Raw genomic sequence first — 531 nt, forward strand, 5'->3', positions numbered from 1 at the left:
GAGGCGCCGGTCAGGTTGGCCTCCGCGAGCTGCGCCACCGTGGAAATACCCAGTGCGTGCAGGTTTTTCCGCTGCACCGCGTTCATCCGCGCCACGAGCAGCAGGTCGTCCGTGGCGGCCACCTGCTCCCGGCAGTAGTCGCAGCGTCCGCAGGCGCTGATCCCCTCCGCGCCCCAGGCGACGGTCCCGGGCCGGGCCGCGTGCGCCCCGGTCAGGGTAAGGAACCGTTCGCGCCGTTCCCGGAAGACGGGGAGGATGTCCGCAAGTTTGTGGTGGCTGCGAACGTAGTCGAAGCCGCCGCCGGGCAGGGGGACCGTGGCGCCAAGGACCAGGGTCACGGCCGGGGCGACGTCGATGCCGGCCTTGAGCAGCTGGTCACCGTAGGCGGCCAGCTGCAGCAGGGCGGTCACCTTGGCGTGGCGGGCCAGCTTGGTGTCGAACACCGCGTAGGCGCCGTCTCCCTGCCGGACCAGGAAGTCGGAACGGCCGTGGAACTGCCCGTCGAAGAAGGCGGCCTGGAAGACGACGTCG

1 pseudogene is annotated in these 531 nt (G+C 71.0%); it reads right to left on the reverse strand.

The window, feature by feature from the left end:
* Positions 1-531, reverse strand: a pseudogene (locus HGG74_RS21090) (TM0106 family RecB-like putative nuclease); the annotation flags it as partial.

This window comes from Arthrobacter mobilis, from assembly GCF_012395835.1.
Taxonomy (GTDB): Bacteria; Actinomycetota; Actinomycetes; order Actinomycetales; family Micrococcaceae; genus Crystallibacter; species Crystallibacter mobilis.